This window comes from Glycomyces harbinensis, assembly GCF_900101745.1.
Classification (GTDB): Bacteria; Actinomycetota; Actinomycetes; order Mycobacteriales; family Micromonosporaceae; genus Glycomyces; species Glycomyces harbinensis.
Genome location: NZ_FNAD01000004.1, coordinates 139,527 through 160,581 on the forward strand (window position 1 = coordinate 139,527; position 21,055 = coordinate 160,581).

The 21,055-nt window shown below is 72.5% G+C and carries 20 protein-coding genes; 6 read left to right on the forward strand and 14 right to left on the reverse strand.

The window, feature by feature from the left end; translation table 11 throughout:
• Window positions 1-137 precede the first annotated feature (137 nt).
• Complete coding sequence (locus BLQ63_RS08840) at window positions 138-656, reverse strand: ATP-binding protein (RefSeq protein ID WP_177154851.1); 519 nt, start codon at window positions 654-656, stop codon at window positions 138-140.
• Window positions 653-1,012, reverse strand: coding sequence for an STAS domain-containing protein (locus BLQ63_RS29185; protein ID WP_245680911.1), 360 nt, complete (start codon window positions 1,010-1,012; stop codon window positions 653-655). The genes BLQ63_RS08840 and BLQ63_RS29185 overlap by 4 nt, the downstream gene beginning before the upstream one ends.
• Window positions 1,013-1,216: 204 nt before the next feature.
• Between BLQ63_RS29185 and BLQ63_RS08850 the strand changes: the two genes are divergently transcribed.
• Complete coding sequence (locus BLQ63_RS08850) at window positions 1,217-3,565, forward strand: DEAD/DEAH box helicase (protein WP_218125163.1); 2,349 nt, start codon at window positions 1,217-1,219, stop codon at window positions 3,563-3,565.
• Between the two features lie 14 nt (window positions 3,566-3,579).
• On the opposite strand, the gene BLQ63_RS08855 is transcribed toward BLQ63_RS08850, so the two are convergent.
• Entirely contained in the window at window positions 3,580-4,170 is a 591-nt protein-coding gene (locus tag BLQ63_RS08855; RefSeq protein ID WP_091031973.1) for a heme-binding beta-barrel domain-containing protein, read from the reverse strand.
• A gap of 151 nt (window positions 4,171-4,321) precedes the next feature.
• Here BLQ63_RS08855 and BLQ63_RS08860 point away from each other — a divergent pair, with 151 nt between their 5' ends.
• Together BLQ63_RS08860 and BLQ63_RS28795 are read left to right on the forward strand one after the other, a co-directional pair.
• Window positions 4,322-5,107, forward strand: a complete 786-nt coding sequence (locus tag BLQ63_RS08860; RefSeq protein ID WP_091032748.1) for an HAD-IIA family hydrolase — start codon at window positions 4,322-4,324, stop codon at window positions 5,105-5,107.
• 8 nt (window positions 5,108-5,115) lie between these two features.
• On the forward strand, window positions 5,116-5,508 hold the full coding sequence (locus BLQ63_RS28795; RefSeq protein ID WP_218125164.1) for a DUF3263 domain-containing protein: 393 nt from the start codon (window positions 5,116-5,118) through the stop codon (window positions 5,506-5,508).
• Between the two features lie 15 nt (window positions 5,509-5,523).
• Here the strand turns inward: BLQ63_RS28795 and BLQ63_RS08870 are convergent, their stop codons facing one another.
• The 3 genes from BLQ63_RS08870 to mdh all read right to left on the reverse strand — a co-directional run bounded on the left by BLQ63_RS08870 (window position 5,524) and on the right by mdh (window position 8,614).
• Window positions 5,524-6,756: an APC family permease gene (locus BLQ63_RS08870; RefSeq protein WP_091031980.1), complete on the reverse strand. Its 1,233-nt coding sequence runs from the start codon at window positions 6,754-6,756 to the stop codon at window positions 5,524-5,526.
• A gap of 36 nt (window positions 6,757-6,792) precedes the next feature.
• Window positions 6,793-7,539 carry a phosphatase PAP2 family protein gene (locus BLQ63_RS08875; protein ID WP_091031984.1) on the reverse strand — a complete coding sequence of 249 codons (747 nt, stop codon included), beginning with the start codon at window positions 7,537-7,539 and terminating at the stop codon, window positions 6,793-6,795.
• A gap of 124 nt (window positions 7,540-7,663) precedes the next feature.
• A complete protein-coding gene (gene mdh / locus BLQ63_RS08880; protein WP_091031987.1) occupies window positions 7,664-8,614 on the reverse strand; it encodes a malate dehydrogenase in 951 nt (316 codons plus the stop codon).
• A 216-nt stretch (window positions 8,615-8,830) separates the two neighbouring features.
• Here mdh and BLQ63_RS08885 point away from each other — a divergent pair, with 216 nt between their 5' ends.
• The gene (locus BLQ63_RS08885; RefSeq protein WP_143014818.1) at window positions 8,831-9,772 is read left to right on the forward strand and encodes a sulfite exporter TauE/SafE family protein; all 942 of its coding nucleotides are present in this window, start codon (window positions 8,831-8,833) and stop codon (window positions 9,770-9,772) included.
• 37 nt (window positions 9,773-9,809) lie between these two features.
• On the opposite strand, the gene BLQ63_RS08890 is transcribed toward BLQ63_RS08885, so the two are convergent.
• The gene (locus BLQ63_RS08890; RefSeq protein ID WP_091031996.1) at window positions 9,810-10,976 is read right to left on the reverse strand and encodes an acyl-CoA dehydrogenase family protein; all 1,167 of its coding nucleotides are present in this window, start codon (window positions 10,974-10,976) and stop codon (window positions 9,810-9,812) included.
• A 312-nt stretch (window positions 10,977-11,288) separates the two neighbouring features.
• On the opposite strand from BLQ63_RS08890, the gene BLQ63_RS08895 reads away from it, so the two are divergent.
• On the forward strand, window positions 11,289-12,683 hold the full coding sequence (locus BLQ63_RS08895) for a UDP-glucose dehydrogenase family protein (RefSeq protein WP_091032000.1): 1,395 nt from the start codon (window positions 11,289-11,291) through the stop codon (window positions 12,681-12,683).
• A 143-nt stretch (window positions 12,684-12,826) separates the two neighbouring features.
• On the opposite strand, the gene BLQ63_RS08900 is transcribed toward BLQ63_RS08895, so the two are convergent.
• Window positions 12,827-13,078 (reverse strand): hypothetical protein, encoded by a 252-nt coding sequence (locus BLQ63_RS08900; RefSeq protein ID WP_218125165.1) that lies wholly within the window; start codon window positions 13,076-13,078, stop codon window positions 12,827-12,829.
• Window positions 13,079-13,081: 3 nt separating this feature from the next.
• Window positions 13,082-13,672, reverse strand: coding sequence for a UbiX family flavin prenyltransferase (locus BLQ63_RS08905; RefSeq protein ID WP_091032006.1), 591 nt, complete (start codon window positions 13,670-13,672; stop codon window positions 13,082-13,084).
• Between the two features lie 53 nt (window positions 13,673-13,725).
• Here BLQ63_RS08905 and BLQ63_RS08910 point away from each other — a divergent pair, with 53 nt between their 5' ends.
• Window positions 13,726-14,622: a polysaccharide deacetylase family protein gene (locus BLQ63_RS08910; RefSeq protein WP_091032010.1), complete on the forward strand. Its 897-nt coding sequence runs from the start codon at window positions 13,726-13,728 to the stop codon at window positions 14,620-14,622.
• A 21-nt stretch (window positions 14,623-14,643) separates the two neighbouring features.
• On the opposite strand, the gene BLQ63_RS27720 is transcribed toward BLQ63_RS08910, so the two are convergent.
• From BLQ63_RS27720 to BLQ63_RS08935, 5 genes are all read right to left on the reverse strand, one after another.
• On the reverse strand, window positions 14,644-15,102 hold the full coding sequence (locus tag BLQ63_RS27720; protein ID WP_143014819.1) for a hypothetical protein: 459 nt from the start codon (window positions 15,100-15,102) through the stop codon (window positions 14,644-14,646).
• Window positions 15,103-15,208: 106 nt separating this feature from the next.
• A complete protein-coding gene (locus BLQ63_RS08920) occupies window positions 15,209-17,194 on the reverse strand; it encodes a CDP-alcohol phosphatidyltransferase family protein (RefSeq protein ID WP_143014820.1) in 1,986 nt (661 codons plus the stop codon).
• On the reverse strand, window positions 17,191-18,045 hold the full coding sequence (locus BLQ63_RS08925) for an ABC transporter ATP-binding protein (protein ID WP_091032026.1): 855 nt from the start codon (window positions 18,043-18,045) through the stop codon (window positions 17,191-17,193). Before BLQ63_RS08925 ends, BLQ63_RS08920 begins: the two co-directional genes overlap by 4 nt.
• A gap of 130 nt (window positions 18,046-18,175) precedes the next feature.
• Window positions 18,176-18,508, reverse strand: a complete 333-nt coding sequence (locus BLQ63_RS08930; RefSeq protein WP_091032031.1) for a hypothetical protein — start codon at window positions 18,506-18,508, stop codon at window positions 18,176-18,178.
• A 13-nt stretch (window positions 18,509-18,521) separates the two neighbouring features.
• The gene (locus BLQ63_RS08935; protein WP_091032034.1) at window positions 18,522-21,008 is read right to left on the reverse strand and encodes a glycosyltransferase; all 2,487 of its coding nucleotides are present in this window, start codon (window positions 21,006-21,008) and stop codon (window positions 18,522-18,524) included.
• Between the last annotated feature and the right edge of the window lie 47 nt (window positions 21,009-21,055).

Below are 21,055 nucleotides of genomic sequence, written 5' to 3' on the forward strand. Positions count from 1 at the left end.
CCGACGGCCGCGGTACCGGGTAGGACGGAGCGGCCGGGCCGGACCTGTGGCCCGGCAGACTGAACGTGCGGAGTGTAACGATGTGAGGGCTTTAGGAGTGGGGTCGGTCACGGGTGCACCGCCGGGTGGGGAAGGCCTCAGTGGTCGGCCGCCGAGCCCGATCCGGGCAGGGGCCAGCTCATGCTGACGGTGGTGCCGCCTTCCGCGTCGGGACCGGTCACGACCAGGTCTTCGACCAGTCCGCCGAGGACGATGAGCGTGATCTCCTCCGAGAGGGTGTCCTCTTCGATCGCTTCGTGATCGTTCGCTCGCGCATCGCCGCCGGCCACGCCCGCGCCGACCCGGTCGCCGGACCGCGCGCGCAGATCCTGCGCGTTGTCGGTCACTTTCGCAACGAAACGATCACCGATCGAAAATTCTACGCGCACAAGTTCATCGATGCCCCGGTCGCGGTGCCGCAGGACCGCGCGCGTGCACGCCTCGCCGACGGCCTGGCGCACCTCGTCGAGCAGCCCCGAGGCCACGCCGGCGTGCGCCGCGACGTCGGCCGCCACGAGGCGGGCGGCGCGGACGTAGGCGGCGGCCGGGGTGAACGCGAACCGGACCGTGGCGGCCTCGGCCCGTGCTCCGGCGCGGTCGTGCTTGGAGCCGTTCACTCGCCGGGCACCGCTTCCCGGACATCGAGCACCTTGTCGAGTCCGGTGAGGTCCAGGAGCTTCCTGATGCGTGGGTTGGCGCAGACGACGACCAGGCTCCCGCCCGCGTCGGAGAGGCGCCGGCGCGCCCCGATGAGCACGCCGAGGCCGGTCGAGTCGCAGAACTCGGTGGGCGTCAGGTCGATGGCGACCCGCATGCGGCCTTCCGAGGACAGCTGGCGGACGGCCTCGCGCAGCTGCGGGGCCGTGTACATGTCGATCTCGCCGGTGACGCTGATGACGGCGTAGTCGCCGACAGTCGAGAGGCCGAGCCCCAGTTCGGGCTCGGCCGCGCCGTCCCCTGATGTTCCCCTCACGCCGTCTCCCTCACCGATGGCGAGGCTCGGGCCGGGGCCCGGGCCTGTCTGCTCAGTGCCTCGAAAACACTGTGTCTTGGCCCATAAGCGTACTGCGTTCGCACTGGAGGGGAGCCGGGAGCGTATGACCGAATTGCGTTCGACGCAGCCGGAGGGGGCGCAGCGGTGCGGCCCGATGTCGGAGGCCTGCGGCATCATTGGGAAGTGCCGACCGACCATCCCGCCGCGCAGCTGTTGACTGCCCTCGACTCCGAGGACGGCGGCGTGCGCCATGTGCGCCGCCTGCCGGCGCGCCGGGCGGTGCGCACCGAATGGCCCGAATGGGTCCCGCCGGAGGTCCGCGACGCCTTGGGCGCCATCGGTATCACGCGGCCGTGGCCCCACCAGGCCGAGGCCGCGACGCACGCGTTCGAGGGCCGCGACGTCGTGATCGCGACCGGCACCGCCTCGGGCAAGAGCCTCGCGTACCTGCTGCCGCTGCTCACCGAGGCCGCCTCCGGCCCGGCCGACGGCTCGGGCGAGGGGCGCACGCTCTACCTCGCCCCGACGAAAGCCCTCGCGGCCGACCAGGCCCGCGCGGTGGCCGAATTCGAGGTCCCGGGCCTGATCCCGGCGATCGTCGACGGCGACACCCCGTTCGAGCACCGCCAGTGGGCCCAGCGCTTCGCGAACCTCGTCCTGTCCAACCCCGACCTGCTGCACCACTCGCTGCTCCCCCGCCACCGCATGTGGCGCTCGCTCCTCAAGAACCTCAAGTACGTCGTGGTCGACGAATGCCACGTCTACCGGGGCGTCTTCGGCGCCCATGTCGCCCTGACCCTGCGCCGGCTCCTGCGCCTCGCCGAGCACTACGGCGCGAACCCCGTCGTAATCGCCGCCAGCGCGACGGCCGCCGACCCCGCGGCGTCCCTGTCGGTCCTCACGGGGCGGCCCGCCGTGGCGGTCACCGAGGACCACTCGCCGCACCCGGGGGCGACGGTCGCCCTGTGGGAGCCGGTGACGCACGTGATCGACGGCGAGCCGCAGCAGGCGAGCACCCTGTCGGAGACCGCGCGGATGCTGGCGCAGCTGGTGCGCCGCGGCGTGCGGACGCTCGCGTTCGTGCCCTCGCGCCGGGGCGCGGAGATCGTGGCGGCCGAGGCGCGCTCCCGGCTGGGGGCCGATCCGGCGGCCGGCCGAATCGCGGCCTACCGGGCGGGCTACCTGCGCGAGCACCGGCGCGACCTCGAGGCCGACCTGCGCGAGGGCAGGCTCCTCGGGGTGGCGACGACGAACGCGCTGGAGCTGGGCATCGACGTCACGGGGCTCGACGCGGTGCTGCTGTGCGGGTATCCGGGCCGCCTGGCCTCGTTCTGGCAGCAGATCGGGCGGGCCGGGCGCGGGGACACCGAGGCCCTCGCCGTGATGCTCGCGAAGGACGATCCGCTCGACACGTTCCTGGTGCACCACCCGGAGGCGATCTTCGACCGCCCGGTGGAGGCGAGCGTGTGCGACCCGTCGAACCCGTACGTGCTGGCCGGGCACCTGTGCCTGGCCGCGGAGGAGCTGCCGCTGAAGGAGTCCGACCTGGCGTCGATCCCCGGCAGCCTCGCGGTGGCCGAGCAGCTGTGCGAGCAGAAGCTGCTGCGACGGCGCCCCGGCGGGCGGTACTACTGGGTCGGTTCGGAGCGCCCGGAGGTGACGCTGCGCGGTTCGGGCCCGATGGGCGTGGACATCGCGGAGGTGAACACGGGCAGGCTCATCGGCACGGTCGACGCGGCCGCGTCGCACCGGCTGGTGCACCGGGGCGCGCTGTACCTGCACCAGGGCGAGTCGTACGTGGTGGACGACCTGGACCTGGACGAGGGCCTGGCGCTGGTGCACCGGGCGAAGCCGCCGTGGACGACCACCACGCAGGAGATCACGCACCTGGAGATCCTCGGCGAGCGCGAGCGCCTGGAGATGGGCGACGTGACGCTGAGCCTCGGGGAGGTGGAGGTCACGTCGTGCGTGATCTCCTACCAGCGCAGGCGGTTGCCGTCGGGCGAGGTGATCGACACGCAGTCGCTGGACCTGCCGCCGCAGACGCTGCGGACCGTCGCGGTGTGGTGGACGGTGGACCCGGAGTCCCTCGGCGGGCTCAAGGACCTGGCCGGTTCGCTGCACGCGGCCGAGCACGCGTCGATCGGCCTGCTGCCGCTGGTGGCGACGTGCGACCGGTGGGACATCGGGGGCCTGTCGACGGCCGCGCACATGGACACGGAGCTGCCGACGGTGTTCGTCTACGACGGGCACCCCGGCGGGGCGGGCTTCGCCGAGCAGGCGTTCCGCGAGTGGACGGACTGGCTGGGCGCCACGAGGAACGCGATCACCGGCTGCGAGTGCACCGCGGGCTGCCCCGGCTGCATCCAGAGCCCCAAGTGCGGCAACGGCAACGAGCCGCTGAGCAAGCGGGGCGCGATCACCCTGCTGGACAAGGTCCTGAAGGCGGGCGAGGGCCCGGTGACGGCGACGACGTTCGCGGCCGGGGCCGAGAAGGAGCCCGAAGACGACCTCTGGCCCGGCGACTTCTAGGGCCTGTCCTGCGACTAGCCCGCGACGCGGTTGAGGCTGGCGCTGAGGTGGGGGCTCATCGGGTGGCCTTCGGCGGCCATCTCCTGCGCGTACATGAGGGCGCCTTCGACGAGTCCGTAGAGGCGCTTGCCCGCGGTGACCTCTTTGGCCTGCGGGCTGCGCACGACGGCGTCGGTCGCGATCTCGATCCTGGTGCCGTCGACGTGCCCGTAGTAGAGGTCGAGCACCCCGGTGGGGTGGGCGAGGAGGACTTCGACGTCGGGCCGCTTGGGGTCGTCGCCGGGCACGACGCGCCACCACCCGGACTCCCGGGCGGCGGGCCGGACGGGCTTGCCGTCCGCGTCGATGATCCAGGACCGCGCCTCGTAGCGCAGGAACGGCCGCCCGTCGTGGGTGAAGCGCAGCTCCTGGGCGTAGAGGAAGTCCTCGGCGCCGGGGTAGCCGCCCTGCCCTCGCCCGCGCCAGCTCCCGACCAGCGGCAGCAGCGGCAGCAGGTCGTCATGGAGGTTGGGCCCCCGGCGCAGGTCGTCGGTCTCCTCGAACGGGTAGGGCTCGACCTTCTCGAAGGTCGAGGCGAACTCCGTCGGTACTTCGCGCTCGCTCATTTGTTCCTCGCGGTTCGAATCGTCCAGTAGCCGAGCGCACCCGCCATGGCGCCTGCGGCGATGACGAGCACGGCTGTCAATGCCGTCTCCACGGCCACCACTTTACGTGCGGTCCTCGTTGATTTCCCAAAGCGATGGCAAGATGTTGAACATGACTACACCTGGACCCTTCGACAGCTGGCTCTCGGACATGGACGGCGTGCTCGTCCACGAGGGGGTGCCCGTTCCGGGCGCGAACAAGCTCATCGAGAAGCTGCAGTCGGCGGGGAAGCGGTTCCTCGTCCTGACCAACAACTCGATCTACACCCCGCGCGACCTGCATGTGCGACTGAAGAACTCGGGTCTGGCGGTGCCGGAGGAGTCGATCTACACCTCGGCGATGGCCACCGCGGACTTCCTGCACGCCCAGCGGCCCAAGGGCTCGGCGTACGTCATCGGGGAGTCGGGCCTGACGACGGCGCTGCACGAGATCGGCTACGTGCTCACCGACTACCGGCCCGACTACGTGGTGCTGGGCGAGACGCGCCGGTACGACTTCGGTTCGCTGACCACGGCGGTGCGCCTCGTCAAGGCCGGGGCGCGGCTGATCTGCACGAACCCCGACACGACCGGTCCGAGCCCGGACGGCGTGCTGCTGGGCGTCGGCGCGGTTGCGGCGATGATCACGGCGGCCACCGGCTCCGACGCGTACTTCCCCGGCAAGCCGAACCCGCTGATGATGCGCAACGCCTTGCGGCGCATCGGAGCCCACTCCGAGTCGACGGTGATGATCGGCGACCGCATGGACACCGACGTGCTGTCGGGCCTCGAGGCCGGGCTCGAGACGGTCTTGGTTCTGTCGGGGGTCACTGACACACTGGAGGAAGTCGAGCGCTACCCGTTCCGGCCGAACCACGTCAAGGACTCGGTGGCGGACCTCATCGACTGGATCGAATAGGAGTACCCATGCCTCCCGGCCACCGCCCCGCCCAGTCAGTTCCGCGTGCGCGCCAGGAGGACGAGCCCTCGCCCGTGCCGCGCCCCGCACGCGGCCCCCAGAACGAGGCCCCCCGTCCGTCCCGGGAGGCGCCCAAGCAAGCGCGCCAAGGCCAGTCGCACCGGCGCGAGCCGGAGTCGAAGCTCAGCGCGATGGAGTCGCGCATCCTGTCGTTCGAGGCGCGCTGGTGGCGCGCCTCGGGCGCGAAGACGCAGGCGATCAGCGACGAGCTGGAGCTCACGCCGGAGCGGTACTACCAGCAGCTGGCGCGGCTCATCGAGCACCCGGCGGCCGCTTCGGAGCAGCCGGCGGTGGTCCGCCGGCTCAGGGCGGCCCGCGACGAGCGCCGCGCGGCCCGGTAAGCGGCGCACCGGGAGTCAGGCCCGGCGGCGCTCGGTGAGCGCGTACCAGCCGGCGCCGGCGGCGAGCACCGCCAGGCCCCCGAGCACTGAGGACACGGGCAGGCTCGCGGCCACGAGCACGCAGCCGGCGAGCCCGATCCACGGCAGCGGCGCGCGCCGGTCCAGCGTCGCGGCCGAGGCGTTCGCGACCGCGTAGTAGAGCAGCACCAGGAAGCTCGAGAACCCGATCGCACCGGCGAGATCCATGGTGGATATCAGCACGAGGACGATCGCGCTCGCGGCGAGCTCGGCGGCCCACGGCACCCCGAAGCGCTCGGAGACGGCCGCCAGGAGGCCCGGGAGGCGGCCGTCGCGGGCCATCGCCAGCGCCGTGCGCCCGATCCCGGCCAGGAGGCTCAACAGGACCCCGGCCACGGCGATCCCGGCGCCGATCACCACGAGCGGCTTGATCGCGGGCGCCCCGGCCCCGGCGAGGTCGGACAGGGGCGCGGTCGACTCCGCGAGCGTCCCGGCGCCGAGCACGCTGAGGAGGGTCACCGCGACGAGGGCGTACACGCCGACGGTGACGGCGAGGCTGACGGCGACCGCCCTCGGGATGGTCCGCTCGGGGTTCTCGACCTCCTCGCCGAGGGTGGCGACGCGGGCGTACCCGGCGAAGGCGAAGAAGATGAACCCGGCCGCCGTCAGCGTCCCCCAGAAGTGGGTGTCGCCCAGGGGCCTGGCGGCGACGGGTCCGGTCATGCCGGCGATGACGACGGCGCCGATCACCGCGAGGGTGATCCCCGAGAACACCGCGGAGGCGAGCGCGGTCTTCTTGACGCCCAGGAGGTTGATGGCGCAGAAGGCCACGACCGCGGCGGCGGCGAGCGCCCGCGGGTGGTCGGGCATGAGGTAGGCGCCGAGGGTCAGGGCCATCGCGGCGCCGGAGGCGGTCTTGCCGACGAGGAAGGCCCATCCGGCGGCGAACCCCGCGGCCGGGTGGAGCTGCCGCGTCCCCCAGATGTAGGCGCCGCCGGACTGCGGGTGGAGGGCGGCGAGGCGGGCCGAGGAGCGGGCGTTGCAGTAGGCGAGGAACCCGGCGATCGCGAGGGCGGCGAGGAGGCCGGGGCCGGAGCCGGCGGCCTGCGCGGCCGGGCCCCAGACGACGAAGACGCCCGCTCCGAGCATGGAGGCGAGGCCGATCGCGATCGCGGACGGCAGGCCGAGTCGCCGGGGGAGGGCCGGCCGGTCCCGCGCAGGAGTGGGCATGGCTTGAAGATACCGCGTGGACGTTACGGAACCCCGCTAGCGATAACGCCTCTCGGGCTCCAGCAGCAGCGGCAGCTCTATTGCGTCCCACGGGATGCGCTGGACGATGCGGAGGATGACCACGCCGATCAGGAGGCCTCCGGGGGTGTCGCTGAACCAGTGGAAGGCGACGTAGGTCGTGGAGAACATGACGATCACCGGCGGGGCGAACCGCATCAGTCCCCGCTGCCAGGGCCGCATGCGGGCGCCGACGAGGAAGATGATGAACCCGTACCAGACGATCGTGTTGAGCACGTGGCCCGACGGGTAGGCGCCGGACGGCTCCAGCGACGTGAACAGGACCGCTTGGGCCGCTTCGGCATAGGCCCCGGAAGCGGGCCGGGGCCAGTGCGGGTACACGCGCGGGAGGACGTCCTTGAGCACGAGCACGGCGCCGGCCATCCCGTAGGCCGCGAGGAACGCCAGCAGCGGGCGGACGCTGCGGGCGCGCAGGGCGAGGAACGCGGCGAGCGCGAGCGCGATCCCGCCGAGCAGGCCCCCCTGGCCGAGCCGGTTGGTCTGCACGGCGATGAAGTAGGCCCATGCGGGCCGGTTGGCGTCGGAGAGGTCGCGGATCCAGATGTCGAGGTCGATCAGGGGGCTGGGCCACGACAGCGGGATCGTCAGCAGTGCGAACGCCGCGACCATGGCGGTCTCGGGCCACCACGACTTCGGTCGCTTGAGGACGAAGGGCCGCCAGGCCTGCGCGGGGGCCCCGGTGCGGCGCTGGTCTGCGGCGATCACGGGCGTAAGCCTAGCGACTGGAGCGGGCCGGTCGAATCCGATACCGCATGACCGGGCCTTCGGTTCACGCGGAGCGGCCCGGGGCGTCCGCGATCGGACGCCCCGGGCCGGTTTCGCGCTCTGTCTACAGGTCGGCGACGTCGCCCTGCTTGGCGCGGACGGCTTCGGCGGCCTCCTTGAGGTTCGCCAGTTCGTCGTCGCTGAGGGGGGTCTCGACGACGGCCTTGACGCCCTCGGCGCCGATCTGCGCGTTGACGCCCAGGTAGACGCCGGAGATGCCGTACTCGCCGTCGACCCACGCGCACACGGGCATGACAGCGCCGGAGTCCTCGGCGACGGCCTTGGCCATGCGGGCGGCGGCGGCCGAGGGGGCGTAGTAGGCCGAGCCGGTCTTGAGCAGCGCGACGATCTCGGCGCCGCCGTTGCGGGTCTTGGTGACGAGCTCCTCGATCTTGTCGGCGGGGAGCAGCTCGGCGAGCGGCTTGCCGTCGACCGAGGACTGGCTCGGGACCGGGACCATGGTGTCGCCGTGGGAGCCGAGGGTCAGGGTGGTCACGGACTTGACGGGGACGTGGAGCTCTTCGGCGACGAAGTTCGTGAAGCGGGCGGTGTCGAGCATCCCGGCCTGGCCGAGGACCCGGTTCTTGGGGAACCCGGAGGCGAGCTGCGCGAGGGCGGTCATCTCGTCGAGGGGGTTGGAGACGACGATGATGACGGCGTTCGGGGAGTGCTTGGCGAGGTTCTCGGTCACGCCGCGGACGATCCCGGCGTTGACCTCGAGGAGGTCCATGCGGCTCATGCCGGGCTTGCGGGGCAGGCCGGCGGTGATGACGATGACGTCGGACCCGGCGGTCTTGTCGTAGCCGTTGCCGTCGTTGTCGGTGGTCGCGCCGACGACCTTCGTCTCGAAGCCCTCGATGGTGCGGGACTGGTTCATGTCGAGGGCGATGCCCTCAGGCTTGCCCTCCACGATGTCGGTGAGGACGACCTCGTCGAAGACGTCGTACTCGGCCAGGCGCTGGGCGGTGGTGGAGCCGTAGAAACCGGCGCCGACTACCGTGACCTTCTTACCCATCGAATGCTCCTCTGCATCAGGACTGCCTGTCACCAGGACTGTTCGTCCACGCTATGACCCCGGTCTCGGGGAGCGCATCCGGCCCCTGCCCGGGTGGCGGGCACCTCTACGGGCTCGCGGGCGGCCCGGGCGTCCCGCTGGACGGGACTCGCGTCGACGATTCCCAGCGGTCAAGTGGACTATTCTGAGGCCGACCAGAATCCGAGGGAGCCGCGCGTGCTGATCGCGACCACCGTCATCTCCGCCGTCGTGGCGGGCTTCGTCGCCCAGCTCGTCGACGGCAGCCTCGGCATGGGCTTCGGCACCATCACCATGACCTTCCTCTTGGGCCTGGGCATCGCCCCGGCCGCCGCCTCGGCATCGGTCAACGTCGCGACGATCGCCACCAGCGCGGTCAGCGCCGCCTCCCACCACCGGCTGCGGAACGTCCACTGGCCCACCACGCTGCGGCTCGGCGTCCCCGGCGCGGTCGGCGGCTTCGCGGGCGCGTGGGCGCTCGCCTCCCTCACCCGGCTCGACGCGGCCACGCCGGTCACCAGCGCGGTCCTCATCGCCCTGGGCGCGGTCATCGTGTGGCGCTTCGCCTACGGCAAGGGGACCGGGACGGGCCCGATCCGGACCGGTTTCGCGGTGCCGACGGGCCTGGTCGGCGGATTCCTCGCGGCCGTCGGCGGGGGCGGCTGGGGTCCGGTGACGATGCCGATCACGCTCTCGACGTCGCGGCTGGAGCCGCACCGGGTCGTCGGGTCGGTCTCGACGGCGCAGCTGTTCGCCTCGGCGGCGGCCGTGCTCGGGTTCTGGCTCGCGGTGCCGCACACGCTCACGGTGGTGTGGCCCCTGGTGGTCGGCATGGCGCTCGGCGGCATGGCGGCGGCCCCGCTCGCGGCGTGGCTGACGCGCCGGATCCCGACCGCGAAGCTCGGCTCGACCATCGGGATGCTCGTGGTCGCCCTGAACCTGCGCACGCTGCTGGGGAACTTCAGCGTGCCCTGGCCCGTGGTGGTGCTCCTGTACCTCGCGCTCGCCGCCGGCTGGGCGGTGGCGCTGGTGGGCCCGGTCCGCGCGAAGGCGGCCGAGGCGCGGGCCGAGCAGGACCCGGGCGTCGCGGCGCCCGACGAGCGCCCGGAGGGCGAGCCGGCGCCGGCCCCGACGAAATAGCGGCCCGGACCGTTCGGTCCGGGCCCGCTCGAAAGCCTCAGAACGCCTTGCCGCGCTGGAGCTCCCTAGCGATGACGATCCGCTGGATCTGGTTGGTGCCCTCGTAGATCTGGGTGATCTTGGCGTCGCGCATCATGCGCTCGAGGGGGAAGTCCTGCGTGTAGCCGTAGCCGCCGAGGACCTGGACCATGTCGGTGGTGATCTGCATGGCCGCGTCCGAGGCGAAGCACTTGGCGGCCGCGCCGAAGTAGGTGAGGTCGCCGTCGCCGCGCTCGGACTTCGCCGCGGCGGCGTAGGTCAGCTCGCGGGCGGCGCTGATCTTCATCGCCGCGTCGGCGAGGAGGAACTGCACGCCCTGGAACGCCGCGATCGGGCGCCCGAACTGCTCGCGCTCGGCCGCGTAGCCGGTGGCGGCGTCGAGCGCGCCCTGGGCGATCCCGAGGGCCTGCGCGGCGATGGTCACGCGCGTGTGGTCGAGCGTGCGCATCGCGAGGGAGAAGCCCTGCCCGAGTTCGCCGATGAGGCGGTCGGCGCCCAGGCGCACCCCGTCGAAGTAGACCTCGGCGGTCGGGGAGCCCTTGACGCCGAGCTTCTTCTCGGGCTTGCCGAAGGAGACGCCCGCGTCGGACTTCTCGACCACGAACGCGGAGATGCCCTTGGCGCCGGCGCCGGGCTCGGTCACGGCGAAGACCGTGTAGTAGTCGCTGACGCCCGCGTTGGTGATCCAGCGCTTGACGCCGTCGAGGACCCAGCCGTCGCCGTCTTTCACGGCCCGGGTGGTCATGGAGGCGGCGTCGGAGCCCGCCTCGGGCTCGGAGAGGCAGTAGGAGAACATCGCCTCGCCCGCGGCCACCGGCGGCAGGTAGCGGCGCTTGAGGTCCTCGGAGCCGTCGAGCAGCAGCGGCAGCGAGCCGAGCTTGTTGACCGCGGGGATGAGCGAGGACGAGGCGCACGCGCGCGCGACCTCCTCGATGACGATCGCGGTGCCGAGCGCGTCGATGCCGGCCCCGCCGTACTCCGCGGGGACGTGCGGGGCGTGGAGGTCGGCGGACTTGAGCGCCGCGTAGGACTGCTCGGGGAACGTCGCGGTCGCGTCGGCCTCGGCGGCGTGCGGTGCGACGCCCGCGTCGCACACGTCCCGGGTCGCGGCGCGGATGTCGGCGTACTCGTCTGGCAGCTGATAGGGGGCGAACCCAGCAGGCATCGATGACTCCCGGCAGTTGTTACTCGTCAGTAAGGTAGGGCGAGTGTAACGCACGCCCGAGCGGACCGGTGACGGTCAACACCGCGAATTCTCCACGCCTTCCCTGCAACGTCACCGGACGTTCATGCGTGAAGTTGAATATACGATGGCGCAGGCCATAGTGCGTGCTCACGTACAATTCGAGGTCCCCGCGCTATCGGCCCGCGGACACGCCAGACTTGAGCTCCGCCGATACCGCACGAACGAGCGCGCACTGCCGAACCGGTGCGCCAGCCAGGCACTGCCGGACGACACAGACAGGGCACGCACCAGATGGTCAACGCGATCCAGAACCCCTCGCAGAACACCACGACACGGCCCCGCATCTCCTTCCTGGGCTGCGGCTACCTCGGAGCGACCTACGCGATCTGCTTCGCCGAGTTGGGGTACGAGGTGATCGGATACGACGTCGACACCGCCAAGATCGACTCCTTCGCCTCCGGGACCGTGCCCTTCCACGAGCCCGGCCTGCCCGAGCTGCTGAAGAAGAACCTCGAATCGGGGCGCCTGCGCTTCACCACCGACGTCCAGTCCGTCGCCGACTTCGCCGACGTGCACTTCATCTGCGTGGGCACCCCCCAGCGCAAGGGCGAGCCGGGCGCCGACCTCTCCTACATCGAGGCCTCGGTCGTCGACCTCTCCAAGCACCTGAGCCGCAAGGTCCTCATCGTCGGCAAGTCCACGGTGCCCGTCGGCACCGCCTCCTGGGTCCAGGAGCTCGTCGACCGCCACGCCCCGCAGGGCCTGGGCGTCGAGGTCGGCTGGAGCCCGGAGTTCCTCCAGGAGTCCAACGCGATGCACGACGTGCTGCGCCCCAACCGCATCGTCTACGCCGCGCAGTCCGAATGGGCCTCCCAGCTGCTCAAGGACGTCCACCGCGGCATCCTCGAACTCGCCGCGGTCGAGGACCGCGAGGTCCCCGTCGTGGAGACCGACCTGGCCACGGCCGAACTGGTGAAGGTCGCGGCCAACGCGTTCCTGTCCACCAAGATCTCCTTCATCAACGCCATGGCCGACCTGTGCGAGGTCACCGGCGGCGACGTCGCCGACCTGGCCAAGGCCATCGGCTACGACCAGCGCATCGGCAACAAGTTCCTGCGCGCCGGCATCGGCTTCGGCGGCGGGTGCCTGCCCAAGGACATCCGGGCGCTCTCGGCCCGCGCCGGCGAGCTGGGCGTGGGCGAGTCCTTCCGGTTCCTCGACGAGGTCGACGCGGTCAACACGCGCCGCCGCTCGCACGCCGTGCGCTCGGTCGCGAACCTGGTCGGGCGCACGCCGGGCCCGAACGGACCCGACCTGTCGGGCGTGCGCATCGCCTACCTGGGCGCGACCTTCAAGCCCGACACCGACGACATCCGCGACTCGCCCGCGCTCGACATCGCCCGGCGCCTGCGCAGCGCGCGCGCCGACGTCGTCGTGTACGACCCCGAGGGCCTGGAGAACGCCAAGGCCCACGCGCCCGAGCTGAGCTTCGTGAAGACCCTCGCCGAGGCCGTGGCGGGAGCCGACGTGGTGTGCGCGATGGTCCCGTGGGAGGAGTTCCGCACGCTCGACCCCGAGGCGCTGGGCCAGCAGGTCGCCGAGCGGCGCATCCTCGACGGCATGAACGCCTTCGACCCCGAGCGCTGGCGCGGCCACGGCTGGACCTACCAGGGCATCGGCCGCTAGGCCCGCATACGCGACACCGCCCGGCGCATCGCGCCGGGCGGTTCATCATTTCCGGCGATTCGCGGCGTCAGCCTTCAAACCGGACATCCCGAGGTCCCCCCGTGCTCAACGATGCCCGCGGGGTGCGACGACCGCGTGTTCGATCAGGTCGCGAGGTTCACCCGCGTGAACGGCCAGGCGTGCGGGGCGCGGTCGACGAGCTCCTCGGGCGGGTCCGGCAATCGCCTGGGCGGGTGCTCCCCCACCGCGATGACGACCACCCGGTCGCCCGCGACGAACACCTCGGTGCGCAGCGACGGGTCGTTGATCGTCCGCACGCCCTCGTCCAGGACCCAGCGCAGCAGCGCGGCCCCCCGCCCCTCGGCGGCCTTGGCCTCCCACATCAGCGTGTCCACCGCTTACTCCTCCTCTGCGCCCGCCCCGTCCGGTCCCAGGCCCTTCCAGCGCTTCGCTTTCGCGCTCTCGAGGCCGAACTGGTCGAGGGTCCGGGCGACCACGTGGTCGACGATGTCCTCGATGGTCTCAGGGAGGTTGTAGAACGCGGGCACCGGCGGCAGCACCACCGCGCCCATGCGCGAGAGCGCGAGCAGGTTCTCCAGGTGGATCTCCGAAAGCGGGCTCTCGCGGGCCAGCAGCACCAGGCGGCGCCGCTCCTTGAGCGTCACGTCCGCGGCCCGCCCGATGAGGCCCTCGGTGTAGCCGGTGCGCACCGCTGCCACGGTCTTCATCGAACAGGGCGCGATGATCATCCCGTCGGTGCGGAACGACCCCGAGGAGATCGGCGCGGCCTGCTCCCCCGGACCCCACGAGTGGTCGGCCAGACCGGCCACTTCGGACGGCGAGTACGGGGTCTCCAGCCGGAGCGTCGTGCGCGCCCAGCGGCTCATGACCAGGTGCGTCTCGACGCCGTCGATCCCCCGCAGCTCCTGGAGCAGCCGCACGCCGAAGATCGCGCCGGTCGCGCCGGTCATGCCGACGACCAGTCGCATATGAGCCTCCTCGAATACCGCGTCCCCTCGCCGGGGACACCTACAATCACGGGATGGGACGCCACAAGCTGGGCATAGCGACAGCGATCGTCGTACTGTTCGCGCTCGCCTGGGTGTGGCCCGAAGGCAGTGAGCCGCCGGCGGGGACCCTGACCGCGACCGAGCCTACTGCCTCCGCGGACGCCCCGCCCGCGAGCGAGGACCCCGACGAGGCCGAGGACACCGGCTCCTCCTCCTCGCCGGAGCCGGACGCCTCCGGCGAGACCCCGAGCGAACCGGCGCCCACCACGGCCCCCGAGTCCGCCGCGGAGCCGTCCCCGGCCCCGGCGGCCGAACCGGCCGCGAACGCCTACGACGGGCCGCTCGGCACCCGCAACCACACCGGCACCGAGGCCGTGGCCCTCACCTTCGACGACGGACCCTCGCCCGAATGGACGCCGAAGGTCCTCGGGGAGCTGCGCGAACGCGGCATCAAGGCCACGTTCTGCCTCATCGGCGCCTACGCCGAGGCCTACCCCGAGCTCGTCGCCGACATCGTCCGCGAGGGCCACACCCTGTGCAACCACTCGTGGTTCCACGAGTTCGACCTCGGCACGCAGGGCGACGACGAGATCCGCGCGAACCTCCAGCGCACCAACGACGCGATCACCAAGGCCGCGCCCGGCGCCGCCGTGGCGTACTTCCGGCACCCGGGCGGCCAGTGGACCGACCGGGCCGTCGCGGTCGCCGCCGACATGGGCATGGAGTCCCTGCACTGGTCGGTCGACCCCTCCGACTGGGACAACGCGACCACCGAGGCCCAGATCCGCGACCACGTGACGGACCGGACCGAGCCCGGCGGGATCGTGCTGCTGCACGACGGCGCCTCGAACCAGAAGGACATGTGCGGGGCCCTGACGTCGATCCTCGACGAGTTCGAGCGCCGCGGCTACACCTACACCGGGCTGTGAGCTCCCCGCCCTAAGGCGCGGTCAGCGCAGGCCGGCCGGCATCTTCCGGCCCGGCAGCAGCGCCAGGAACGCGAGCGCGAGCAGCCCCACGCTCATGCCCGCCTGGACCGGGAAGGCCAGGCCGAGGATGCCGTCCGACTTGTTCTGGCCGCCGACCGGGCCCGAGCCCGGGGTGGCGCCGTCGCCGGAGGGGCCGTCGCCGCCCTCGTCACCCTCGCCGCCGTCGCCGTCGCCGTCCCCGTCACCGTCACCGTCACCGGTGTCCGAGGTGCCGTCGCCGTCGTAACTCGGGCTCTCGCCCGGCGAGGTGCCGGGCGGCCACGGGTTGGTCTCGTCGGCGTTGAGCCAGTCCACTTGGGAAATGGCGGATTCGCCCTCCGCGTTCGAACCGCGGTCGGCATACCAGGGCAGGGAAAGCACGCCCACCGCCCCGACCACGGCCGCGGCGAGCACCAGACGCTGGAGCCGACACTTGCGCACACGTACACCTTAGTCGCGGCGAACCATCGGCGCGCGCCCGTCGGGGCATGTACGCCGAACGAGTTCGGTTGACGGTCTTGACAGTCCGATCGGGGGCCCGCGGCGGTCAGGCCGCGGCCTCGCGCGAGGCGCGGACCGTGCCCGCCACGACGGCCCCGACGAACACCGCGGCGACGTACGCGGCCAGCGCCGCATAGACCACAGTGGCCGCCATGGGAACGGTCGCGACCGCGACGGCGCCCGCGATGATCGCGACGAGGCTCCTCGCCGGCCAGCCGAGCCCGAGGTCGCGGCGGGCCACCGGCGAGGCGGCCTTGTCGAGCCCCGCGGCGAGGTCGTAGAAGTACAGCGCGATCACCGTCAGCAGCAGGTACAGGACCGGCCAGGACACGCCCGCGGCGATCCCGGACGCGCAGATGACGCCCAGTTCGACCGCGCGGAGCCCCGCGGGGATGAACCAGTCGAACAGGCCCTCGTGATCGGTGCGCGCCACCGAGGCGGCCAGCACGAGCGCGAGCGCGGCGAGCCCGAACGGCACCCACGGCGGCGTGCCGAGGCCCGCGGCGAGCACGGCCGCGCCCGCGGCCAGCACCGCGGCGGCGGTCGCGGCGAACGGCGTCATGTCCCCGCCCACGGGTGAACGCGGCACCAGGCGGGCCAGGGGCCCGTCGTCGCGGTGCGCGGACCGGTCGGGGCGGCGCAGGGCGGCGGTGCGGGCGGCCAGGGACCGGAGCGTGCGGCCCGCGGTCGTGTAGCCGAGCGCCAGCAGCTGCCAGGCCAGGAGCGCGGTGATCGCGATCTGCGGGCCGAAGGCGACCGCGGCGGCGGCGAGGAGGAGCCAGCGTTCGCCGACGGGCGCGACGATGGTGCGCTTGACCCAGTACAGGGGGGTCCGGTGCGCGCCCATGACCTGCTCGGAGGCCGAGCCGAGGCGCTGGCCGAGGTGGGCGGCGCGGCCCACGGGCGGGGCGGATTCGCGCCGGCGGGCCTGGCGGACCACGGCGGTGTCGAGCAGGACGGCGTACCAGGTGTCGGCGGTGTGCCGGACGGTCTGGGTGGCCATCGCACCGATCGCGAGGCCCCACGCGGCGGGCGCGGAGGCGCCGTCGGCGACGGCCCCGGCGGCGAGGCCCGCGTAGAGCACGAACTCCTTGGAGCGGTCGGCCATCATGTCGAGCCAGCCGCCGAAGGAGGAGAAGTTCTGGGTGTAGCGCGCGAGTTGGCCGTCGACACAGTCGAAGACGAAGCTGAAGTACATGAGGGCGGCCGCGGCGAGGTACAGCGGCAGGGAGTGTCCGGCGGCGAAGATCGCGGCGGCGCCGAGGGCGAGGGCGATGGAGACCCAGGTGATCGGGGTGGGGGTCCAGCCCAGGCGCGCGCAGAGCTTCACGAGGCGGGGCGACCAGGTCGAGACGGCGTAGGTCGCGAAGAGGTCGTCGTCGTGCTTGACGGCGTTGCCGAGGCGCCAGGCGTCCATGTCGACCGCTTCGAACGCGCCGATGACCTCGCGGGCCTCCTCGCCGGTGTCGACCTGGCGGTGCTCGAGGCCGCCGGTCCGGTAGGCGTTCACGGGGACGGCGCGGGCCTGGAGGCCGGCGAGCACGGCCGCGAAGGCGTCGCCGTCGCTGCGGCGCGGCCAGTGCCGGCGCAGGCGCGCGAGGTGGGCCGCGGAGACTTTCGCGAGGCCGCCGAGGCGGGTCGGGCCCGGCCCGGGGCCGGTGACCAGGCCCCGTTCGACGGTGACGGGGGCGGCGGCGGGGTCGTCGGCGCCGATCAGGACGCCCGAGCGCCGGGTGGAGTCCGACAGGACCGCGGCCACCGTGGTCTGGGAGGCGACCAGGTCGGCGCAGGCCAGGAACAGGGCGCCCGAGCCGGAGAAGGCGAGTTCGCCGAGGTGCTCCAGGTCGGCGTCGGCGTCGGCCGACTCGACCTGGGTGGCCTTGACGGGACGGTCCGTCCCCGGCCTGGAGAGCACGATCACGTCGTCGCAGCCGGCCTCGCGGATCTGCGCGATGAGCCTGTCGAGAACAGTGCGGTCTTCGTCGAGTTCGGCGTGGCCGCCCGGAGCCGGCAAGATGACGGCTCGACTCACGTGGCCGCCTCGGCGGGGCCGGGGACGAGGACCGGAGCGGCGGCCCGCTCGGCGGCCTCCTTCTCCGCTTTCTGGCGCTTCTTCTTCTCGGCCTTGCGCTTCGTGTCGCGCTCCTCGGCCTCCTTGTAGGAGTCGAGGGCCTCCTGCACGGTGCCGTCGGTGACGACGGTGCCCGCGTCGAGGAAGATGCCGCGCTTGCAGTACTTCTTCAGGTCGCCTTCGGAGTGGGAGACGAACACGAGGGTGCGGCCCTGGTCGAGCAGGCCGCGGATGACGACCTGGCACTTGCGTTTGAACGCGGCGTCGCCGACGGCGAGCGCCTCGTCGACCAGGAGGATCGGGTGCGGCAGCTGCGTGATGACGCCGAAGCCCAGGCGCACCTTCATGCCCGAGGAGTAGTGCTTGACGGGCGTGTCGATGAAGTCCTCGAGCTCGGAGAAGTCGACGATCTCGTCGAACTTCGACTTGATCTCCTTGCTGGACATGCCGTGCAGGGCGCCCACGAGGTTGACGTTCTCGCGCCCGGTGAGGTCGCCGGAGAAGCCGGCCGACAGCGCGATGAGCGGGGCCACGCGGCCCTCGCGGCGCACGTAGCCCTCGTCGGGGATGAGCACGCCGGTGATCAGGCGCAGCAGCGTGGACTTGCCGGTGCCGTTGCGGCCGATGATGCCGACCGCATCGCCGGGGAAGATGTCGAAGTTGACGTGGCGCAGCGGCCAGAAGTCCTGCGCGGCGGCGCCCTTCTGGTTGGCGCTGCGGCGCACGAACAGGTCCTTGACCCGGCCTTTCTTCTGCTTGCCTTTAGCGAAGCAGATCCCGAGGTCGCGAGCCTGGATGATCGGCTCTTCCATGGGGGCGGCCCTCCCGGAACAGGTGGTTGACACGGCGCGCCAATAGTACCGCCCGGTCGTTGCCGCCGGATGACGGCCGATCCGAGACGCTTCTCATGGCCCCGCGGCCGGCCGGGCGCCCCTGCGGGCCTCAGGCGCTCCGGTCGGCGCCGGCGGCGTGGCGGCGCTCCGCTGCCAGGCGTTCGACCTCGAACGCGGCCAGGATCCGCCGGTAGGTGACCTCGGCCCGCTCGGTCGAGGCTCTGGCTTCGAGCCGGGCCCGGTAGCTCTCGTTCCACACCAGGCCCAAGGCGCCCAGGGTGACCAGGCTCATGAGGAATGAGACGGCCCACACCAGGCGCTGGTCGCCGAACAGGGCGACGGCGAGCAGCCCGGCGGCGGCGAGGAGCCCCGCGGCGGCGCCGACCCGCAGGACCGAGGGCCGGCCGAGCCGGACGTAGAGGGCTTTGAACTTCGATTTCATGCGCGGTGCACTCTCAACTCACGATGGGGTCGGCCAGCAGGTCCGACACGAGCTTGCGGTACGAGTCGTGGCTGAACCGCTCGCGCACCCGCTGCTGGGCGAGGGCGCTGCGGGCCAGGAACCGTTCGAGGTCGGCGTAGTGGGCGTCGACCAGATCCACCACTTCGGACGGTTCGCAGTACAGGGCCGCGTCGCCGAACGTCGGCTCGAAGCGCGGCGGCAGCACGGTCACGCACCCGGCCGCGAGCGCCTCCAGGACCGCCCGCCCGAAGGCCTCGTACTGGTTCGGGTGCGGGAAGTAGATCCAGAAGTCGAGCTGGAACAGGAACGAGTCGACGTCGGTCTCGTTGAAGCCGTAGCAGGTCCACGACACCGGCGGGGCCTGGCCGGTGATGCGGGCGACGGACTTGACCCCGCCCATGACGCGCACGTCCCAGCGCCCGTCCCCGGGGTAGATCCGGGGCAGGTCGGCGGCCGTGGGCCACTTGGTCGCGTCGTCGCGGGAGTGGCGCCCGACCACCGGCAGGACCGAGCGGAAGCCGGTGCGGGCGGGCGCGATGTCGGCGGTGTCGAGGATGCCGGGCATGTCGAAGGCGGCCATGCGCCCGGCGGTCAGGTCGGCGAGCGCCTCGCGGACCTGCGGGCCCTGGGGGACCCACAGCGGCGCGACCCCGAACATCTCGGCCGCGTTGTCGTGGCAGGCGTCCGGGACGTAGCGGATGTCGGTGCCGTCGCGCTCGGCCGGGGCCTGGTTGGCCAGGACCACCATCCGCTTCGGGCGCACGTTCGACACCTCCCCGGAGCGGAACTGCAGGATCGGCGGGTAGCGCAGGACCAGCAGGTCGCACACGACGTCGTCGGTGACCAGGACCTGCTCGACGGTGCCGTCGTTGATCATCCGCTGGATCGGCTCGCAGTAGAGCCGGTCCTCGGTGGTCATGTGCCGCCACGACTCCAGGTGCATGACCGCGATGGACATGCCCTCGGCCCTGAGCGCCCGGATCTCCTCCATCGTGGACTTCTGCGGTCCGCCGAAGGGCCGCCAGTCGAGGCAGAACACGACGTCGAAGTGCCGCTGCCGCTGGTCGGCCCGGGCCACCGCGGTGTGCTGCGGGGCCCAGAACGGGCGCGGCCGCGGGCTCCGGGGCAGGTACGGGTCGGCGCCGCCCTTGCTGATCTCCTTGTGCCACAAGGGGTATGAGGACTGGTAGGCGCGCCGGGACGGGTGCTTCCAGCCGGGCCCGAACTCCTCGCGGGAGAGCGAGCCGGGGGCCTGGCGCATGAACGTGTCCCACGCGCCCTGGAGGCGGTGCACCGCGTCCTTGCCGAACGCGGACGAGACCCGTTGCAGGAACTCGGTGTCGGCGCCCTTGCGGACCTCGTCGTAGTAGCCGATCCGCTCGAGCACGCCGCGGCGGAACATCATCGAGGCCGTGGAGATGGTGGTGACGACCCGGCCGGGGCGGGTGACGGTGAGGTCCTCGTTGAACAGGAACGCCTCGCCGTGCGTCAGCTGGACCTCCGGCTCGGCCAGCAGGGGCGCGATCGAGCGCGCGAGGCGGTCGGGGACGGCCCAGTCGTCGGAGTCGAGCCCGGTGATGAACTCGCCGGTCGCACTGTCGAGGGCGGCGCGGTCGAGGATGCGGTCGAACGCGGTGTTGCGGGCCGCGAACGTGCCGCCGTTGGACGGCTTGCGGATCACCCGCACGCGGTCGTCCAGGGCCGCCGCGGCCTCCAGGACCGCGTCGTACTCCGCCCCCGAGGCGTCGTCGACGACGAGGACCTCCAGGTTCCGCCACGTCCCCTCCAGGAGGGACCTGACGGCGGTCAGCAGCGCCCGGTCGGGCCGGAACGCGGTCATGACCACCGAGATCCGGGGCCCGTGCTCGATCCGCGGCCCCGCGTCGGCGCGGAGGCGGTCGAACCACGGCAGGCCCCGGTCGGGGTCCAGCCGCAGCGAGGGCTGGCGCGACAGCGCGCCCAACCGCTTGACCCAGGCGGCCTCGTCGCCGCCCCGGTCGGGGTGCGCGAGGTCGGCGGCCAGGCCGCCGCGCTCCAGCGGCGCCATGTGCTTCCCGTAGCGGCGCAGCAGCTGCCGGGCCCGGTCGAAGTCGCCGAGCGCGTACGCGAGCTGCCCGTGGACGGCGGCGTCCCGCGGGGGGACCCGCTTGGGGCCTCCGCGGTCGAGGGCGAGGTCGAACAGCGCCAGGGCGTCCCGGCGGTCCTCCTCGCCGCCGAACTGCAGCCCGACGACGCGGGCCAGGGCGCACAGCGCCTCGACGTCCACCGCGGCGTCGGTGCCGCCGCCGCGGGCGGCCTCCAGGAGCGCGGGGAGCGACAGGCTCCGGCAGGCGGCGCGCGCCAGCAGGTGGCGCGCCCCCGGCGAGCGGGTGCGCAGCGCGGTCGCGGCGAGCGTGCCGGGCGGCCGGGCCTTCGCCCGCACCAGGTAGTCGTCGGTGAGGCGGGCCGGATAGCGCGCGGTCTCGTCAGCTGCGGTCATCTCGTCCGTTCATCTCCAGGTTGCATTCCGCCCAGATCTTCGCCTGC